Origin of the sequence: Streptomyces griseorubiginosus (assembly GCF_017614965.1) — a bacterium.
Lineage (GTDB): Bacteria > Actinomycetota > Actinomycetes > Streptomycetales > Streptomycetaceae > Streptomyces > Streptomyces griseorubiginosus_B.
The window spans coordinates 1-15,700 of sequence record NZ_WVUG01000039.1 but is presented as its reverse complement, the minus strand read 5'-3'; the positions used below and the strand labels follow the sequence as shown (position 1 = coordinate 15,700).

12 protein-coding genes and 1 pseudogene are annotated in these 15,700 nt (G+C 70.2%); 8 read left to right on the top strand and 5 right to left on the bottom strand.

Features of this window, described 5'->3' with window-relative positions; genetic code table 11:
• The first annotated feature begins 6 nt into the window (after positions 1 to 6).
• The 5 genes from GRC12_RS10660 to GRC12_RS10640 all read left to right on the top strand — a co-directional run bounded on the left by GRC12_RS10660 (position 7) and on the right by GRC12_RS10640 (position 6,622).
• Positions 7 to 1,275, top strand: coding sequence for an ABC transporter substrate-binding protein (locus GRC12_RS10660; protein ID WP_208778956.1), 1,269 nt, complete (start codon positions 7 to 9; stop codon positions 1,273 to 1,275).
• A 142-nt stretch (positions 1,276 to 1,417) separates the two neighbouring features.
• Positions 1,418 to 3,028, top strand: coding sequence for a glycoside hydrolase family 13 protein (locus tag GRC12_RS10655; RefSeq protein ID WP_208778955.1), 1,611 nt, complete (start codon positions 1,418 to 1,420; stop codon positions 3,026 to 3,028).
• Positions 3,029 to 3,092: 64 nt separating this feature from the next.
• The gene (locus GRC12_RS10650) at positions 3,093 to 4,421 is read left to right on the top strand and encodes an ABC transporter substrate-binding protein (protein ID WP_208778954.1); all 1,329 of its coding nucleotides are present in this window, start codon (positions 3,093 to 3,095) and stop codon (positions 4,419 to 4,421) included.
• Positions 4,422 to 4,427: 6 nt separating this feature from the next.
• A complete protein-coding gene (locus GRC12_RS10645) occupies positions 4,428 to 5,786 on the top strand; it encodes an ABC transporter permease subunit (protein WP_208778953.1) in 1,359 nt (452 codons plus the stop codon).
• Positions 5,783 to 6,622 carry a carbohydrate ABC transporter permease gene (locus tag GRC12_RS10640; protein ID WP_208778952.1) on the top strand — a complete coding sequence of 280 codons (840 nt, stop codon included), beginning with the start codon at positions 5,783 to 5,785 and terminating at the stop codon, positions 6,620 to 6,622. The genes GRC12_RS10645 and GRC12_RS10640 overlap by 4 nt, the downstream gene beginning before the upstream one ends.
• Before the next feature lie 38 nt (positions 6,623 to 6,660).
• Here the strand turns inward: GRC12_RS10640 and pgl are convergent, their stop codons facing one another.
• Genes pgl through tkt form a run of 5 tightly spaced genes read right to left on the bottom strand, consistent with a single transcriptional unit; the run spans position 6,661 to position 13,328 of the window.
• Positions 6,661 to 7,443, bottom strand: a complete 783-nt coding sequence (pgl, locus tag GRC12_RS10635) for a 6-phosphogluconolactonase (RefSeq protein WP_208778951.1) — start codon at positions 7,441 to 7,443, stop codon at positions 6,661 to 6,663.
• Complete coding sequence (gene opcA / locus GRC12_RS10630; protein ID WP_208778950.1) at positions 7,440 to 8,549, bottom strand: glucose-6-phosphate dehydrogenase assembly protein OpcA; 1,110 nt, start codon at positions 8,547 to 8,549, stop codon at positions 7,440 to 7,442. The genes pgl and opcA overlap by 4 nt, the downstream gene beginning before the upstream one ends.
• Positions 8,546 to 10,075: a glucose-6-phosphate dehydrogenase gene (gene zwf, locus GRC12_RS10625; RefSeq protein ID WP_208778971.1), complete on the bottom strand. Its 1,530-nt coding sequence runs from the start codon at positions 10,073 to 10,075 to the stop codon at positions 8,546 to 8,548. Before zwf ends, opcA begins: the two co-directional genes overlap by 4 nt.
• Positions 10,076 to 10,088: 13 nt before the next feature.
• On the bottom strand, positions 10,089 to 11,207 hold the full coding sequence (gene tal / locus GRC12_RS10620; protein WP_208778949.1) for a transaldolase: 1,119 nt from the start codon (positions 11,205 to 11,207) through the stop codon (positions 10,089 to 10,091).
• 33 nt (positions 11,208 to 11,240) lie between these two features.
• A complete protein-coding gene (gene tkt, locus GRC12_RS10615) occupies positions 11,241 to 13,328 on the bottom strand; it encodes a transketolase (protein WP_208778948.1) in 2,088 nt (695 codons plus the stop codon).
• A 382-nt stretch (positions 13,329 to 13,710) separates the two neighbouring features.
• Between tkt and GRC12_RS10610 the strand changes: the two genes are divergently transcribed.
• From GRC12_RS10610 to GRC12_RS10600, 3 genes and pseudogenes are all read left to right on the top strand, one after another.
• Positions 13,711 to 14,664: a heme o synthase gene (locus GRC12_RS10610; RefSeq protein ID WP_208778947.1), complete on the top strand. Its 954-nt coding sequence runs from the start codon at positions 13,711 to 13,713 to the stop codon at positions 14,662 to 14,664.
• A gap of 84 nt (positions 14,665 to 14,748) precedes the next feature.
• On the top strand, positions 14,749 to 15,069 hold the full coding sequence (locus GRC12_RS10605; RefSeq protein WP_208778946.1) for a hypothetical protein: 321 nt from the start codon (positions 14,749 to 14,751) through the stop codon (positions 15,067 to 15,069).
• Between the two features lie 78 nt (positions 15,070 to 15,147).
• Positions 15,148 to 15,700, top strand: a pseudogene (locus tag GRC12_RS10600) (amidohydrolase); the annotation flags it as partial.

The window sequence follows — 15,700 nt, the reverse complement described above, 5'->3', positions numbered from 1 at the left end:
GAACCTATGCGGTGGATACATGCCGCCGGTAGGGGCCTTCTCGTTCTCGTCGTGATCTTGACGGGGTACGTCACCTCGGGCGCCTGTGCCCAGGACGGCTCCGGCGGCGGTCGCGGGCCTCTCACCCTCGCCACCGCCGGCGACCTCACCCACTATCTCGGCCCCCTCCTCCAGGGCTGGAACCGCACCCACCCCGGCGAGAAGGTCACCCTCGTCGAACTCCCGGACTCCGCCGACGAGACCCACGCGCAGATGGCGACCGACCTGCGCGACGGCGACCGAAGCCGCTTCGACGTCCTCAACATCGACGTGAACTGGACCTCGGAGTTCGCGGCCGCGGGCTGGATACGCCCCCTGCCCCGCGACCGCTTCCCCCTGGGGGCCTTCCTCGATCCGGTCACCGACACCGCGACCTACGAGGGACGTCTGTACGCCGTCCCCTACGTCACCAACGCCGGCCTGCTCCTCTACCGCAAGGACGTCCTCGCCGAGGAGGGCGTGCCGCCCCCGCGCACCTGGGCCGAGCTGGAGCACGACGCCAGGACGATCGCGCCGAAGTACGGACTCGGCGGCTACGCCGGGCAGTTCCTGCCGTACGAGGGCCTGACCGTCAACGCGGCCGAGGCCGTCTACTCGGCGGGCGGCACCATCCTCGGCGACGAGGGAGCCCGCGTCACCGTCGACTCGGCGGCGACCGAGGGCATCGGGTTCCTGGCGCGCGGGGTGCGCGAGGGCTGGATACCGAAGGCGGCGCTGACGTACAAGGAGGAGGAGTCCAAGCAGGCGTTCCAGGACGGCAAGCTGCTCTTCCTGCGCAACTGGCCCTACGCCTACGTCCTCGCCTCGGCCAAGGGGTCCCCGGTCGCCGGGAAGATCGGCGCCGTACCGCTGCCCGGGCCGGACGGTCCCGGTACCAGCGTCCTCGGCGGTTCCAACCTCGCCGTCAACGCCCATGCCCGGCACCCCGATTCGGCCGCGCGACTGATCGCGTACCTCACGAGTGCGCCGGTCCAGCGCCAGGTCCTCACGCGCGGCGCGCTGCCGCCCGTCCGCGCCGCGCTGTACGAGGATCCCGGTCTGATCCGGCGCTTCCCGTACCTCCCCACCCTGCGCGAGAGCGTGATCAACGCGAAGCCGCGTCCCAAGAGCCCGCGGTACGACCAGGTCAGCCTGGTCGTCCAGGCGGTCGTGCACGACGCGATGACCGGGCATGAGACGCCCGCGGCGGCGGCACGCCGTCTGGCCCGGGAGCTGTCCGCGATCCCCGGTCGCTAGTTCCTAGTTACTTGTTAGGTAACGCGACGGTCTCTCTTCGATTCGTCTTGCCCGGTTAAGTCCGGATATGAAACGTCAACCAGTCGGTAGCTTCTGCTCCTTTCATTGACACCCTCTCGACACGCCTACTTAACATGCATGCATGCTGAGTAAGTACCGCTGGTGGCGGGACGCGGTGATCTACCAGGTGTACGTCCGCAGCTTCCTGGACAGCACCGGCGACGGCGTCGGCGATCTCGCCGGGGTCAGGGCGGGGCTGCCGTACCTGAAGAAGCTGGGTGTCGACGGGATCTGGCTGAGCCCCTTCTATCCGTCCCCGCAGCACGACCACGGCTACGACGTGGCCGACTACTGCGACGTCGACCCGCTCTTCGGCGACCTCGCCGAGTTCGACCTGCTGATGGCGGCCGCCCGGCGGCTCGGGGTCAAGGTGCTCCTCGACATCGTGCCCAACCACTGCTCCAGCGAGCACCCGTGGTTCCAGGAGGCGCTGGCGGCCGAGCCCGGCAGCCCGGCCCGCGCCCGCTTCCACTTCGCCGACGGACGCGGCCCCGCGGGCTGCGAGCCGCCCAACAACTGGCACTCCATGTTCGGCGGCCCCGCCTGGACCAGGGTCGGCGACGGTCAGTGGTACCTGCACATGTTCGCGCCCGAGCAGCCCGACTGGAACTGGCGCAACCCCGAGGTCGGCGCCGAGTTCGACCGGGTGCTGCGCTTCTGGCTGGACCGGGGCATCGACGGCTTCCGCATCGACGTGGCCGCCGGTCTCTACAAGCACCCCGACCTGCCCGACTCGGACGATCCCGAGGCCGACGCCCGCACCCGCGACTCGGTCAACCCGCTCGCCTGGAACCAGCCCGAGGTGCACGACGTGTGGCGGCGCTGGCGGGCCATGTGCGAGGAGTACACCGCCCGCGACGGCCGGGAGAGGCTGCTGGTCGGCGAGGTGTCCGTCCCGACCGCCCGCGAACACGCCCGGTACGTCCGACCCGACGAGCTCCACCAGGCCTTCTTCTTCGACCTGCTGAGCGCCCCCTGGAACGCCGACGCCTTCCGCAAGGTCATCTCGGAGGCCATGCAGGACATCGCCGGCACCGGTTCCACGGTCACCTGGGTCCTCAACAACCACGACCAGGTCCGCACGGTGACGCGGTACGGCGAACCGGCCACCGAGGGCAGCGGACTCGGCGCCGCCCGCGCCCGCGCCGCCGCGCTGCTGATGCTGGCGCTGCCCGGGGCCGCGTACATCTACCAGGGCGAGGAGCTGGGCCTCCCCGAGGTCGTCGACCTGCCCGACGACGTCCTCACCGACCCGATCTTCCGGCGCACGGGAAGCCGCGCCCGGATCCGCGACGGCTGCCGGGTCCCGCTGCCCTGGTCCGGACAGGCCTCGCCCTTCGGCTTCACCTCCGGCGCCGAGGGCGCGCGGCCCTGGCTGCCGCAGCCGGAGTACTTCGCCGAGTACGCCACCGACCGCGCCCTCGCCGACACCCGCTCCTTCTGGCACCTGTACCGCGACGGCCTCCAACTGCGCGCCGCCCTGCCCCAGTTGGGCGAGGGCACGCTCCGCTGGCTGGACACCCCGCCCGGTGTCCTCGGTTTCGTCCGCGGCGAAAGCCTGGTCTGCGCCGTCAACTTCGGTACGGCGCCCACCCCTTCGCCGGTCTCCGGCACCCCCCTGCTGTCCAGCGGCCCGTGCCCGGCCGGGGTGCTGCCCGGCTCGACGGCCGCCTGGTGGCTGGCGGACCTCTGACCGGGCACGCCCCTTTCCGAACCTGACGGCTCGTCAGTTACCCACCCCCGAAGGGACATCAACGATGATGCGACGACGCATGACCCTGCTCACCGGCTGCACCGCCCTCACCCTCGCCCTCGGCGCGACCGCCTGCGGAGGCGGGAGCCCGGTCGCCGCGGGCGGCGGTGACAAGGCGCTCGGCGGACAGACGGTCACCGTGGCCGGTGTCTGGACCGGCAGCGAGCAGAAGAACTTCCAGAAGGTGCTGGACGCGTTCAGCGCGAAGACCGGCGCCAAGACCGAGTTCGTCTCCACCGGGGACAACGTCTCCACGGTCGTCGGCAGCAAGATCGAGGGCGGCAACGCCCCCGACGTGGTGATGGTCCCCCAGGTCGGCGTGTTGCAGCAGTTCGCGAAGAAGGGCTGGCTCACCCCGCTGTCGGCCACCACCGAGAAGGCGGTGGACGCCGGTTACGCACCCGTCTGGAAGAAGTACGGCAGCGTCGACGGCCGCCTCTACGGCCTCTACTTCAAGGCCGCCCACAAGTCGACGGTCTGGTACAGCCCCGACGCCCTCGACCAGGCCGGCGTCAAGCCGCCGAAGACGTACGACGAGATGCTGAAGGCCGGCCGCACCGTTTCCGACTCCGGGCTCGCCGCCTTCTCCGTCGCCGGCGAGGACGGCTGGACCCTCACCGACTGGTTCGAGAACATCTACCTCTCCCAGGCGGGCCCCGAGAAGTACGACGCCCTCGCCGCCCACAGGCTCAAGTGGACCGACGCCTCCGTGGTCAGGGCGCTCGGCACGCTCGGCAAGCTGTTCAAGGACAGGCAGCTGATCGCGGGCGGCCCGAAGGAGGCCCTCAACACCGACTTCCCGGGGTCGGTGGAGAAGGTGTTCGGCCCCAAGCCCGAGGCGGGCATGGTCTACGAGGGCGACTTCGTCGCCGGGGTGGCCCACGACCAGTTCGGCAAGACCATCGGCCAGGACGCCGACTTCTTCCCCTTCCCGGCGGTCGACGGCGGTGCGGCACCCGTCGTCAGCGGCGGGGACGCGGCGGTGGTCCTGAAGGACGGCAGGAACGCCAAGGCCGGCATGAAGCTCCTCGAGTACCTGGCGACCCCGGAGGCGGCCGCCGTGTGGGCGAAGGCGGGCGGCTTCCTGTCCCCGAACAAGAAGCTCGACCTCGGCGCCTACGGCGACGACGTGGCCCGGGCCACCGCCAAGTCCCTCGTCGGTGCCGGTGACTCGGTCCGCTTCGACATGTCCGACCAGGCACCGGCCGCGTTCGGCGGCACCAAGGGCGCCGGTGAGTGGAAGCTGCTCCAGGACTTCCTGCGCGACCCGTCCGACCCGAAGGGCACCGCGGCGAAGCTGGAGACCGCTGCGGCCAAGGCGTACCAGGGCTGACGCGCGATGACAGCGACCTTGGTGAAAGAGACAAGTCCGCCCGGAACAGGGCTCGTCGAGCGCGCCCGGCGCTCCCGGCGGCGGGCCCGGATCGTCGCCCTGCTGTTCGTCTTCCCGGCGCTGCTCCTGCTGGGCGCGCTGGTGGTCTACCCGGTGCTGTTCTCGATCGGCCGCAGTTTCTTCGACGCGTCCGGCACCCGTTTCGTGGGCGGTGACAACTACACCGAGATGTTCCGCGACCCGGCGACCCTCAAGGCCATCCGCAACACGGCGATCTGGGTCGTGGTCGCGCCGGCGCTGCTGACCGGCCTCGGTCTGATCCTCGCCGTGCTGGTGGAGAAGGTGCGCTGGGCGACGGCCTTCAAGCTGCTGCTGTTCATGCCGATGGCGGTGTCCTTCCTGGCGGCCGGGATCATCTTCCGGCTCGCCTACGACGAGGACCCGCACAAGGGCGTGCTGAACGCGGCCGTGGTCGGGGTGCACGACGCCTTCAAGGGCACGTCGCAGTACCCGACCGCGCGGGCCCGCACCGGGTTCGGTCTGGCGAAGGAAGGGGACGGCTCGTACCGCACCGACGCCGGTGTCCAGCCGGGTGGTTCGGTGTCCCTGGGGCTGGTCGGTGTCGCGCCGAAGGACCTGCCCGAGGGGGCCCGGCCCGCCTACCCGGCCGCACAGCGCAAGGCGGCGGCCGACGAGGTGCGCGGGGTCGTCTACCTGGACTTCACGCCCGGCGGAGGAGGAGTGCAGGGGAAGGTCGACCGGCGGGAGAGCGGGCTGCCCGAGATGCGGGTCGAGGCGGTGCGGGACGGCAGGACGGTCGCCGACGCTACGACCGCGGCGGACGGCTCCTTCCGCTTCACCGGGCTCGAGCCGGGCTCGTACACGGTGAAGTTGCCGGCCTCGAACTTCGCGCAGCCCTACCAGGGCGTCTCCTGGCTCGGCCCCGCGCTCGTCACGCCGGCGATCATCGGGGCGTACGTGTGGATCTGGACCGGATTCGCGATGGTGCTGATCGGGGCGGGGCTCTCCACCCTTCCCCGGGACGCGCTGGAGGCGGCGCGGATGGACGGGGCCAACGAGTGGCAGATCTTCCGCCGCATCACGGTCCCGCTCCTCGCCCCCGTGCTGACCGTGGTCTTCGTGACGCTCCTGATCAACGTGATGAAGGTCTTCGACCTCGTCTACATCATCGCGCCCGGGGACGTGCAGGAGGACGCGACCGTGCTCGCCACACAGATGTGGCTGGTGTCCTTCGGCGGCGGCAACAACCAGGGCCTGGGCAGCGCGCTGGGCGTCCTGCTCCTCCTGCTGGTCGTCCCCGCCATGGTCTTCAACGTCCGCCGTTTCCGAGGGAGTCAGCGATGAAGGCGATACGACGGGGCCTGAGCAGTGGTCTGGTGCAGGCCTTCCTCGTCCTGATCGGCCTGGTGTGGCTGACACCGCTCGCGGGACTGTTCATGTCCTCGCTGAGGACGTCCGAGGACTCCGCGAGCAGCGGCTGGTGGACCGCGTTCACCAGCCCCGGCCAGCTGTCCTTCGACAACTACGCGGCGCTGCTGAAGAACGCGGGCATCACACAGGCCTTCTGGAACACGGTGCTGATCTCGGTGCCTGCGACGACCCTGGTCGTCGTTCTCGCCGCGCTGGCCGGATACGCCTTCGCCTGGCTGGACTTCCCCGGACGCGAGGCCGTCTTCCTGCTCGTGGTGGCCCTGTTGGTGGTGCCGGTGCAGATCGGACTGCTGCCCGTCGCCAAACTCTTCGGAGAACTGGGCCTGTTCGGCACCATCCCCGGTGTCGTCCTCTTCCACGTGGCGTACGGGCTGCCCTTCGCCGTCTTCCTCCTGCGCAACTACTTCGCCGAGATGCCGAAGGAGATGCTGGAGGCGGCACGGATGGACGGCGGCAGCGAATGGCGTATCTTCACCCGGCTGGTGCTGCCCGTGGGGCGCCCCGCGATCGCCTCGCTGGCCATCTTCCAGTTCCTGTGGGTGTGGAACGACATGCTGGTCGCCCTGCTGTTCGCGGACCCCTCGTCACAGCCGCTGACCGTGGAACTCCAGTCCCAGATACGCCAGTTCGGAAGCAACATCGACGTCCTGGCACCGGGCGCGTTCGTGTCCCTGGTGGTCCCGCTGGTGGTGTTCTTCGCCTTCCAGCGGCACTTCGTGCAGGGCGTGATGGCCGGGTCGGTGAAATGAGACGGTGGGGGCTCCCGAAGGGAACCCCCACCGCACGCTCACGGCGAGGCCGGTGGATACAGGGAGCGGGGCAGCTGGGAGGCCGCCGCCGCGTCCAGCAGCCACAGGGTGCGCCGGCGGCCCTGGGCGCCCGCCGCCGGGGCCTGGATCTCGCCCGCGCCGGAGAGGGCGATCGCCGCCGCCTCCGCCTTGTCCTCGCCCGCCGCCAGCAGCCACACCTCGGCGGCCGCGCGGATGGCGGGGAGGGTCAGCGTGACCCGGGTCGGCGGCGGCTTCGGGGCGCCGTGGACACCGACCACCGTGCGCTCCGTCTCCCGGACCGCGGGCAGCTCCGGGAAGAGCGACGCCACATGGGTGTCGGGGCCGACGCCCAGCATCAGGACGTCGAAGGTGGGGACCGACCCATGGTTCTCCGGGCCGGCCGCACGCGCGAGTTCCTCGGCGTACCCCTCCGCCGCCGCCTCCACGTCCGCTCCGTACGGACCGTCCGACGCGGGCATGGCGTGCACGCGCTTCGGGTCCAGCGGGACGGCGTCGAGCAGGGCCTCGCGGGCCTGGGTGACGTTGCGCTCCGGGTCGCCCTCGGGCAGGAAGCGCTCGTCTCCCCACCACAGGTCCAGCCGGCCCCAGTCGATCGCGTCCCGGGCCGGAGCCGCGGCCAGGGCCGCCAGCAGGCCGTTGCCGTTGCGGCCGCCCGTGAGGACCACGGACGCGAAGCCCCGGGAGGCCTGCGCGTCCACGATCTTCGTGATGAGACGGGCCGCCGCGGCCTGCGCCATCAGTTCCTTGTCGCGGTGCACGACCAGCTGCGGAGTGCTCACTTCGCCGCCGCCTTCTTGGACTCCTGCTTCACCGGTTCCCGCGCCGCCGCTTCCTTCGCGGGAGCTTTCGCAGCGTCCTCGACAGGCGTTTCGACGGCGACGGGGTCGTCGGCCGGCCCTCCGGCGGCGTCCCCTCCGGCGACCGGTGCTCCTTTGGGAGCGCCTTCCCGAAAGGAGGCGCCGTCGTTCAGCTTCTCCACGCCGAACCGCAGCGCCGAGGCGTACGTGTCGTCCGGGTCCAGCCGCCGCAGCTCCTCCGCGATCAGCTCGGCCGTGTCACGCCGCTTCAGCGCCACCGCGCGGGCCGGCTGGCCCTCGATGGAGAGGGTCGCCAGGGAACCGTCCGCGCGGTCCAGGGTGATCGGGCCGCAGTCCGTGTGCATCCGGACCGCCGTCAGACCGGGGCCCGACGACAGCGACCGCTTCACCGGCACGTCAAGCCGGTCCGCCAGCCACATCGCCAGCAGCTCGCAGCTCGGGTTGAACTCCTCGCCCTCCACCTCGACGGCCTCCACCTGGCAGGTGACCTGGTCGAGAGCGGCCGCCAGCATCGAACGCCAGGGGGTGATGCGGGTCCAGGAGAGGTCGGTGTCGCCGGGGGTGTAGGTGTCGGCGCGGGCGGTGAGCTCCCGCACCGGCTGCTCGGCGGCGTAGGTGTCCGTGACCCGGCGCTGGGCGAGGGCGCCCAGCGGGTCGTTCGCAGGGTCGAGCGGGGCGTTGACCGGCCACCAGACGACGACGGGCGCGTCCGGCAGCAGCAGCGGCAGGACGACCGACTGCGCGTGGTCCACGATCTCGCCGTACAGACGCAGCACCACCGTCTCGCCCGTTCCCGCGTCCGCGCCCACCCGGACCTCCGCGTCCAGGCGGGACGACGTGCGGTCGCGGGGCGAGCGGGAGACCCGCTTGATGACGACGAGCGTGCGCGAGGGGTGCTCGCGCGAGGCGTCGTTCGCCGCCTTCAGGGCGTCGTACGCGTTCTCCTCGTCCGTCACGATGACCAGCGTGAGCACCATGCCGACGGCCGGCGTGCCGATGGCCCGCCGGCCCTGCACCAGCGCCTTGTTGATCTTGCTGGCCGTGGTGTCCGTGAGGTCTATCTTCATGGCCGGCGCCAGCTCCGTCCCTCTCGTGCGAGCATTTCGTCCGCCTCGACGGGCCCCCAGGTACCGGACGGGTACTGGGCGGGCTTGCCGTTGGCGTCCCAGTACTGCTCGATCGGGTCGAGGATCTTCCAGGACAGCTCGACCTCCTCGGTGCGCGGGAAGAGGTTCGAGTCGCCCAGCAGGACGTCCAGGATCAGCCGCTCGTACGCCTCGGGGGAGGACTCGGTGAAGGACTCGCCGTAGGCGAAGTCCATCGACACGTCCCGGATCTCCATCGACGTGCCGGGCACCTTGGAGCCGAAGCGGACCGTCACGCCCTCGTCCGGCTGGACGCGGATGACGATCGCGTTCTTGCCCAGCTCCTCCGTCGCCGTGTGGTCGAAGGGGGAGTGCGGGGCCCGCTGGAAGACGACCGCGATCTCGGTGACGCGCCGGCCCAGCCGCTTGCCGGTGCGCAGGTAGAACGGGACGCCCGCCCAGCGGCGGTTGTCCACCTCCAGCTTGATCGCCGCGTAGGTGTCGGTCTTGGAGTTGGGGTCGATGCCCTCCTCCTGGAGGTACCCGACCGCCTTCTCGCCGCCCTGCCAGCCCGCCGCGTACTGACCGCGCACGGTGTCCCGGCCCAGGTCCCTCGGCAGCCGGACGGCCCCGAGCACCTTGGTCTTCTCCGCGGCCAGCGCGTCCGCGTCGAAGGAGGCGGGCTCCTCCATGGCCGTCAGGGCCATCAGCTGCAGGAGGTGGTTCTGGATGACGTCACGGGCGGCGCCGATGCCGTCGTAGTAGCCGGCGCGGCCGCCGATGCCGATGTCCTCGGCCATGGTGATCTGCACATGGTCCACGAAGGACCGGTTCCAGATCGGCTCGAACATCGTGTTGGCGAAGCGCAGCGCCAGGATGTTCTGGACGGTCTCCTTGCCCAGGTAGTGGTCGATGCGGAAGACCTGGTCCGGGGCGAAGACCTCGTGGACGACCTTGTTGAGCTCCTCGGCCGACTTCAGGTCGTGGCCGAAGGGCTTCTCGATGACCGCGCGGCGCCAGGAGCCGCCGGTCTGGTCCGCCAGCCCGTGCTTCTTCAGCTGCTGGATGACCACGGGGAAGGAGCGCGGCGGCACCGACAGGTAGAAGGCGAAGTTGCCGCCCGTGCCCTGGGCCTTGTCCAGCTCCTCGATGGTGCCGCGCAGCCGCTCGAAGGCCTCGTCGTCGTCGAAGGTGCCCTGGACGAAGCGCATCCCCTGGATGAGCTGCTGCCAGACCTCCTCACGGAACGGCGTGCGGGCGTGCTCCTTGACGGCGTCGTGGACCTCCTGGGCGAAGTCCTCGTTCTGCCATTCGCGGCGGGCGAAGCCCACCAGCGAGAAACCCGGCGGCAGCAGACCCCGGTTGGCGAGGTCGTACACGGCGGGCATCAGCTTCTTGCGGGAGAGGTCGCCGGTGACGCCGAAGATGACCAGGCCCGACGGCCCCGCGATACGCGGGAGCCGTCGGTCGGCGGGGTCACGAAGCGGGTTCGCTCCGGAACCGGAAATAGGGGCCAAGGTTTCAGCCCTCCGCGGGGGCGAGGCGCTCCAGCTCCGCCTCGGTCGACTTGAGCAGGTCGTTCCAGGACGCCTCGAACTTCTCGACGCCCTCGTCCTCGAGCAGCCGCACCACGTCGTCGTAGGAGATCCCGAGCTTCTCGACGGCGTCGAGGTCGGCGCGGGCCCGCTCGTACGTCCCGGCGATCGTGTTGCCGGTGATGGAGCCGCTCTCCTCGGTGGCGTGCAGGGTGGCCTCCGGCATGGTGTTCACCGTGTTCGGCGCCACCAGGTCGTCGACGTAGAGGGTCGGCTTGTACGCCGGGTCCTTCACGCCGGTGGAGGCCCACAGCGGACGCTGCTTGCGGGCGCCCGCGTTCTCCAGCCTGCTCCAGCGGTCGGAGGAGAAGACCTCCTCGTACGCCTGGTAGGCGAGCCGGGCGTTGGCGACGGCGGCCTTGCCGCGCAGCGCCTTGGCCTCGTCGGTGCCCAGGGCGTCGAGCCGCTTGTCGACCTCGGTGTCCACCCGGGAGACGAAGAAGGACGCCACGGAGTGGATCTTCGACAGGTCCAGGCCGCGCTCCTTGGCCTTCTCCAGGCCGGCCAGGTAGGCGTCCATGACCTCGCGGTAGCGCTCCAGCGAGAAGATCAGCGTGACGTTGACGCTGATGCCGAGACCGATGACCTCGGTGATCGCCGGGATGCCGGCCCGGGTGGCCGGGATCTTGATGAGGGTGTTGGGGCGGTCGACCAGCCAGGCGAGCTGCTTGGCCTCGGCGACCGTGGCCTTGGTGTTGTGGGCCAGGCGCGGGTCGACCTCGATCGACACGCGGCCGTCCTGGCCCTCGGTGGCGTCGAAGACCGGGCGCAGGATGTCGGCGGCGTCGCGGACGTCCGCCGTGGTGATCATGCGGATGGCCTCTTCGACGGTGACCTTGCGGGCGGCGAGGTCCGACAGCTGCTGGTCGTAGCCGTCGCCCTCGGAGATCGCCTTCTGGAAGATCGTCGGGTTGGTGGTGACGCCCACGACGTGCTGCTGGTCGATCAGCTCGGCGAGATTGCCGGACGTGATCCGCTTGCGCGACAGGTCGTCCAGCCAGATCGCGACGCCTTCCTCGGAGAGGCGCTTGAGTGCGTCTGTCATGGAATTACATCTCCTACGTGTCGTATACGGGCGTCAGCGCTGGGCAGCCGCAAGGGATTCCCGGGCCTTGGCGGCCACGTTCTCGGCAGTGAAGCCGAACTCGCGGAAGAGGACCTTGCCGTCCGCGGAAGCACCGAAGTGCTCCAGGGAAACGATGCGGCCGGCGTCCCCGACGTACTTGTGCCAGGTGAGTCCGATACCGGCCTCGACCGCGACCCGCGCCTTCACCTGCGGCGGCAGGACGCTGTCCCGGTACCCCTGGTCCTGTTCCTCGAACCACTCCACACACGGCATGGACACGACCCGCGTCGGCACTCCGTCCGCCTGCAGCTGCTCGCGCGCCTCGACGGCCACGTGCACCTCGGAACCGGTGGCGATGAGGATGACCTGGGCGTCGCCGCCCTCGGCCTCGAACAGGACGTAACCGCCCTTCGCCGCGTCGTCGTTGGGCTCGTACGTCGGCACGCCCTGACGGGTCAGCGCGAGACCGTGCGGGGCCCCCTTGCCGTAGACCTTGGTGTAGCGGCGCAGGATCTCGCGCCAGGCGATGGCGGTCTCGTTGGCGTCGGCCGGGCGGACCACGTTCAGGCCCGGGATGGCGCGCAGCGAGGCGAGGTGCTCGACCGGCTGGTGGGTGGGGCCGTCCTCGCCCAGGCCGATGGAGTCGTGCGTCCACACGTACGTCACCGGCAGGTGCATCAGCGCCGACAGGCGGACGGCGTTGCGCATGTAGTCGGAGAAGACGAGGAACGTACCGCCGTAGACACGGGTGTTGCCGTGCAGGGTGATGCCGTTCAGCTCCGCGGCCATGGAGTGCTCGCGGATGCCGAAGTGGATGGTGCGGCCGTAGGGGTCCGCCTCCGGCAGCGGGTTGTCCGCCGGGAGGAAGGACGACGTCTTGTCGATCGTCGTGTTGTTGGAGCCGGCCAGGTCGGCGGAGCCGCCCCACAGTTCGGGGATGACGGCGCCGAGCGCCTGCAGCACCTTGCCGGAGGCCGCGCGCGTGGCGACGCCCTTGCCCGTCTCGAAGACCGGGATCTTCTCCTCCCAGCCGGCGGGCAGTTCACCCTTGCTGACGCGGTCGAACTCGGCCGCGCGCTCGGGGTTGTCCTCCCGCCACTGCTGGAAGGACTTCTCCCACTCGGCCTTCGCCTCGCGGCCGCGGTCCAGTGCCTGACGGGTGTGCTTGAGGACCTCGTCCGAGACGTCGAAGCTCTTCTCCGGGTCGAAGCCGAGGACGCGCTTGGTGGCGGCCACCTCGTCGTCGCCGAGCGCCGAGCCGTGGGCGGCCTCGGTGTTCTGCGCGTTCGGGGCGGGCCAGGCGATGATCGAGCGCATCGCGATGAAGGACGGCTTGTCCGTCACCTTCTTCGCGGCCTCGATCGCGTTGTAGATCGCGTGCGGGTCGATGTCGCCGTCCGGCTTGGGGGCCACCCGCTGCACGTGCCAGCCGTAGGCCTCGTAGCGCTTGACGGTGTCCTCGGAGACCGCCGTCTCGGTGTCGCCCTCGATCGAGATGTGGTTGTCGTCCCACAGCAGGATCAGGTTGCCGAGCTTCTGGTGGCCGGCCAGCGAGGAGGCCTCGGCGGAGATGCCCTCCTGGAGGCAGCCGTCACCGGCGATCGCGAAGATGAAGTGGTCGAACGGGGACTCGCCCTGCGCCGCCTCGGGGTCGAACAGACCGCGCTCGTAGCGGGCGGCCATGGCCATGCCCACGGCGTTGGCGACACCCTGGCCCAGCGGGCCGGTCGTCGTCTCGACGCCCTTGGTGTGGCCGTACTCGGGGTGGCCGGGGGTCTTCGAGCCCCAGGTGCGGAAGGCCTTGAGGTCGTCCAGCTCCAGGCCGAAGCCGGCCAGGTAGAGCTGTGTGTAGAGGGTCAGGGACGAGTGGCCGGCGGACAGCACGAAGCGGTCGCGGGCCACCCAGTCCGGGTCGGCCGGGTCATGCCGCATCACCTTCTGGAAGAGGGTGTAGGCGGCGGGCGCCAGACTCATGGCCGTACCCGGATGGCCGTTGCCGACCTTCTGTACGGCGTCGGCGGCGAGGACACGGGCGGTGTCGACGGCCCGCTGGTCCAACTCGGTCCACTCGAGGTCTGTGGTGGTCGGCTTGGTGCTCACCCTGGGTCAGGGCTCCTCTCCACATGTTCGAACGCCGGTGCACTGGACGCCCACCGGCCGTTGTCGAGCCTACCCCCGGAACAAGCGCGTTTTTTCGAGTCATTCCAGACTGCCCGGCCCGCGGGGGATCCGCCTCCCGACTGCGGTGATGCGTGTTCGGCAAGTGAATACGCAGCCGCTCATCTGACTGCTCAATCGAGCTTCCGTACGACCTTCTGTACGGCCTCCGAGAGACCCCGGAAGGCGCCGGTGGAGGGGCTCCGCCAACACGACCCCACCCCCGCGAAGGCCGGGGTATGGGCAACGTCTACAGTGGCGTGGTACGCGCGAGCCTTTACCGGCACTTCACACGGGTGAGGCTCGCTGGGATGTCTCTGTAGGGGTGTGCGTGACGGCCGTCGAATCCCGTCCAGCGGGTGTACTCGGTGCGAGCGAGAGCCCGCGTCACCGGCCGTTCGGGGCCCGTGTCAAGGCGTTCGTGGCGCTGACCAAGCCACGGATCATCGAGCTCCTGCTCATCACCACCGTGCCGGTGATGTTCCTGGCCCAGCAGGGGGTGCCGGACCTGAAGCTGGTCCTGCTCACCTGCGTCGGCGGCTACCTCTCCGCGGGCGGCGCGAACGCGCTCAACATGTACATCGACCGCGACATCGACGCGCTGATGGACCGCACCTCGCAGCGTCCGCTGGTCACCGGCATGGTGAGCCCGCGCGAGTGCCTCGCCTTCGGCATCTCCCTGGCGGTCGTCTCCACCCTGCTCTTCGGCCTCACCGTCAACTGGCTGAGCGCCTGGCTCTCCCTCGGTGCGCTCCTCTTCTACGTCGTCGTCTACACGATGATCCTCAAGCGCCGTACCTCGCAGAACATCGTGTGGGGCGGCATCGCGGGCTGTATGCCGGTGCTGATCGGCTGGTCGGCCGTGACCGACTCCCTCTCCTGGGCCCCGCTCATCCTCTTCCTGGTGATCTTCTTCTGGACGCCGCCGCACTACTGGCCGCTGTCGATGAAGGTCAAGGAGGACTACGCGCGCGTGGGCGTGCCGATGCTGCCGGTCATCGCCTCCAACAAGGTGGTCGCCAAGCAGATCGTGATCTACAGCTGGGTCATGGTCGCCGTCTCCCTCCTGCTGACCCCGCTCGGCTACACGGGCTGGTTCTACACCTCGGTCGCGCTGGTCGCGGGCGGCTGGTGGCTGTGGGAGGCGCACGCGCTGCAGAGCCGTGCGAAGGCGGAGGTGACGGGCGCGAAGCTCAAGGAGATGCGCCTGTTCCACTGGTCGATCACCTATGTGTCGCTGCTGTTCGTGGCGATCGCGGTGGACCCCTTCCTCCGATAGCCGACAGCCGATAGCCGCCGGTGAGGCGGGGGTCACGTGCCCCATCCGTCGTCAGTCGATCTACTCGTGGGTAGCATCCTGGCCATGGCAGACACGCAGCAGGTTGACGCGAAGGCGGAGCGCAAGGCGGCGAAGCTCGCGCAGCGGATCCAGGCCTTCTCCAAGGCGCACGGCGGTGCCGAGGGCCAGGTGGCCTACATCGGCGAACGCGGCGCCCGCATCGTCCTCGTCGGCGAGGACGGCGCCTGGGGCGACCTGGTCGCCCCCACCTACGAGATCGCCGGCAAGGCGGTCGAGCGGTCCGGCATCACCGCCCACGAGTCCTTCGACGGCGAGTTCGCGGCGAAGGTGCGCACCGGCGCCTACGAGTGGAAGCGCATGGCCGGCATCCAGGTGGGCGGCTGAGCGACGCCCCTCAGGCCGCGACCTCACACCCGGTTCACCCGTTAGGACGTGTAAGACCACGTCCCACGGGGAGTCCGGATGATCGAAACGCCGACCCTGGTGGACCAGTACTGCCACGGCGTGTTGAGGACGGAGCTGGGTCTCGGGACCTTCGAGACCCAGCTGGCCCGGACCGAGGGCCCGCCCGCCCCGGGCACCACCCTCTTCGACACCCAGACCGGTTTCGCCGTACGACGCTGGTGTCCTCCCTTACTCGGTCTGGAACCGCACTGTCCCCCCGCGCGTTATCTCGCCCGTCGCCGGGAGCTCGGCGTCCTGGAATCGGGCCGCAGGCTGCTGCGGGGCAGCGGCATCACGACGTACCTGGTCGACACGGGGCTGCCCGGCGACCTCACCGGGCCCTCCGAGATGGCGTCCACGGGCGACGCCGAGGCCCATGAGATCGTGCGGCTGGAACTGCTCGCGGAGCAGGTCGCCGACACCTCCGGCACCGTCGAGTCCTTCCTCGCCAACCTCGCCGAGTCGGTGCACGGCGCCGCCGGGAACGCCGTCGCCTTCACCTCGGTCGCGGGCGTACGGCACGGTCTGGCGCTGGCGCCCGAGCCGCCCGGCCCGGGGGAGGTGCGGGGCG

Coding starts and splice junctions, on each gene's coding strand:
- GRC12_RS10655 (WP_208778955.1), top strand. CDS start 1,418: ATGCTGAGTAAGTACCGCTGGTGGCGGGACGCGGTGATCTACCAGGTG.
- tal (WP_208778949.1), bottom strand. CDS start 11,207: ATGACAGACGCACTCAAGCGCCTCTCCGAGGAAGGCGTCGCGATCTGG.
- GRC12_RS10650 (WP_208778954.1), top strand. CDS start 3,093: ATGATGCGACGACGCATGACCCTGCTCACCGGCTGCACCGCCCTCACC.
- GRC12_RS10605 (WP_208778946.1), top strand. CDS start 14,749: ATGGCAGACACGCAGCAGGTTGACGCGAAGGCGGAGCGCAAGGCGGCG.
- GRC12_RS10660 (WP_208778956.1), top strand. CDS start 7: ATGCGGTGGATACATGCCGCCGGTAGGGGCCTTCTCGTTCTCGTCGTG.
- GRC12_RS10645 (WP_208778953.1), top strand. CDS start 4,428: ATGACAGCGACCTTGGTGAAAGAGACAAGTCCGCCCGGAACAGGGCTC.
- opcA (WP_208778950.1), bottom strand. CDS start 8,549: ATGAAGATAGACCTCACGGACACCACGGCCAGCAAGATCAACAAGGCG.
- GRC12_RS10640 (WP_208778952.1), top strand. CDS start 5,783: ATGAAGGCGATACGACGGGGCCTGAGCAGTGGTCTGGTGCAGGCCTTC.